At 35.6% G+C, this 2,144-nt stretch carries 1 protein-coding gene; it reads right to left on the bottom strand.

What is annotated here, in order from left to right; all coding sequences use genetic code 11:
* On the bottom strand, positions 1-2,144 hold a 2,144-nt coding region (locus VK998_RS05370; RefSeq protein ID WP_325226336.1), incomplete at both ends, for an efflux RND transporter permease subunit.

The following is a 2,144-nucleotide window of genomic DNA, read 5'->3' as shown; positions in this document are numbered from 1 at the left end:
CAATATATAATCGATTAAAACAATTGCATTGTTTACAACTATTCCCGCTAATATTATGAGTCCAATATATGCAGGAACACTCAATGAAGTTCCAGAAATAACCAGTGCCATAATTCCTCCTGAAAGTCCTAGAGGAACAGATATCATAATTATAAAAGGATTTATTAACGATTCAAATTGAGCTGCAAGAATCATATACACCAATACAATTGCCAATATTAAAACCAGTGCTAATTCTTCAAAAGCCTCAACCATTTCTTGATTTTCTCCACCCATCTCATAAATATATCCTGCAGGCATATTATATTTTTCAAGTTCCTTCTCAACATCATTTGAAATACTTCCTAAATCTCTGCCTAATACCTGAGCAGATACAGTTGCCACTCGAACCTGACCTTCTCTGTTAATAGTAACTGGCCCTCTATCGATAACTATTTCAGCTACCTGACTCAATGGCACATTGAACCCACTAGGAGTAGCAATCATCATCTGCTCTAGATTAGAGATACTATCAGTGATGGTGTCATCACCACTGATAACTACATCAATTTCATCACCTTCATATTTAAATTGAGTAGCCCTTATTCCAGATACAGTTCCTCTAACAGAACTAGCAATCTGAGCTGCTGTTAATCCATATTGAGATGCTCTTTTTCTATCAACTATAATTTGAACTTCAGGAACTCCTTCCTCCATACTAGATTGAACTTCCTGAATTCCATCAACGGAGCTAATAATCTTGCTAATATCGTCTCCTATTGTCTTAAGAGTATCTATATCATCCCCTTTAATCTTTATACTAACAGCTCCTCCTCCTAATGCACCTAGAGAAACACTGCTAAATACAGATACTGTTTTTTCAGCCCCTGGAATATCATATATCTTTTTACGTACCTCATCTGCCACTTCCTGGCTACTACGCTGACGTTGATCTTGGGTCTTTAGAACACAAGTAATGCTTCCATTATTGCTTTCACTTCCTACTGTAGAAAAGACCGTTTCAATTTCAGCAATATCCTCAATCTTTTGTTCGACTTTTGTCATAACAGCATCTATCTCATCTATCTCAGAGCCAACAGGAAGAGTCACATTGATGGTAAACTGCCCTTCATCAGTTTCAGGTAGAAATTCTGTTCCTACTAAAGGAATAGATACCAAAGTTAATGCAAATATTGAAAAAGCAATTATAACTGTCCAAACTCTATGGTTAATAGCAATATTAAGTAGCTTTCTATAACCAGATTCTATCTTTTTATAGCTATTCTCTAATATATTACTAATCTTTTCTATTACCTTAGGTTTCCTTTTGTTGCTGCTTTCTATCTTAAGAAGTTTTGAAGAAAGCGTAGGTACTAAAGTTAAAGCTACCAACAAAGATGCAAATAAAGCAATAGTAACCGTTAAGGCCATCTCCTTGAATATTGTCGATGTCATTCCCTCCATAAATACAATTGGAAGAAATACTGCTACAGTTGTCAAAGTAGAAGCAGTAATTGCCATTCCAACTTCTTTAGCTCCAAGATGTGCAGCATCCATTTGGGAATAACCTTCTTGACGGAACCGATAAATATTTTCTAAAACTACTATAGAGTTATCCACAAGCATACCTACCCCTAAGGCTAGCCCTCCCAGGGTCATAAGGTTTAAAGTAACACCGCTAAAATACATTAAAGTAAACGCTGCTATAATGGACACTGGAATAGCAGTTGCAATAATAAAAGTAGATCTTATGTTTTTTAGAAATACAAAAAGAATTATTACTGCCAATACAGCCCCTAGTATAGCACTATTAGCCACCGTATCGATAGCCATTTCAATATATTCTGACTGGTCAAATAAAACTTGTATATCTAACCCTTTATTTTCTTCTTTAATTCTTTCTAATTCTTTGCTAACTCTATTGGCCACCTGTACAGTATTAGTTCCCGACTGTTTTTGAATAGATATATTCATAGCCCTCTGGCCATTGGTCTTAGCTAAAGTTGTAAGATCCTTGTTTTTCATTTCTACATTTGCAATATCATTAAGATGCACCACCCCACCAGTTGGTAAAGGAATGAGTAGGTTTTCAATTTCATCTAGAGCCTGAAATTCTCCTACTGTACGAATAGTTAGTTTTTGATTTCCTTTTTGAACTTCCCCGC

The organism is Schnuerera sp. (genome assembly GCF_035459645.1).
Lineage (GTDB): Bacteria > Bacillota > Clostridia > Tissierellales > Tepidimicrobiaceae > Schnuerera.
Note: the sequence above shows the minus strand (reverse complement) of the source record. Positions and strands in the feature narration are given on the sequence as shown.